Here is a 255-nt window from a genome sequence, read left to right as displayed (position 1 = left end):
CAGAACGGATGGCGGGCGGCCTTCGCCTCGCTGAAGAGCCCGGTATCCATGATCGCGCCAAGCGGCACCTGGCCGAAGGCCGCCTCGATGATGCGGGCATCCGGATTGAGCGCCGCGACGACTCGGCGAACCTCCAAGAGCATTGCCGGCGGCACATCGCCTGCCTTGTTGATGATGACGACGTCGGAAAATTCGATCTGCTCGACGAGGAGTTCGACGAGCTTGCGCTCATCGTCCCCGTCACGCCTTTCGCCG

General features: G+C 64.3%; 1 protein-coding gene. It reads right to left on the bottom strand.

Annotated elements, in window-relative coordinates; genetic code table 11:
* Window positions 1-255: GTP-binding protein (locus EOD29_RS33315; RefSeq protein ID WP_164764024.1), on the bottom strand; the 255-nt coding region annotated here is incomplete at both ends.

This window comes from Mesorhizobium sp. M1A.T.Ca.IN.004.03.1.1 (assembly GCF_003997555.1).
Lineage (GTDB): Bacteria > Pseudomonadota > Alphaproteobacteria > Rhizobiales > Rhizobiaceae > Mesorhizobium.
The sequence above is the reverse complement of the archived record's forward strand: the minus strand, read 5'-3'. Positions and strand labels throughout refer to the sequence as shown.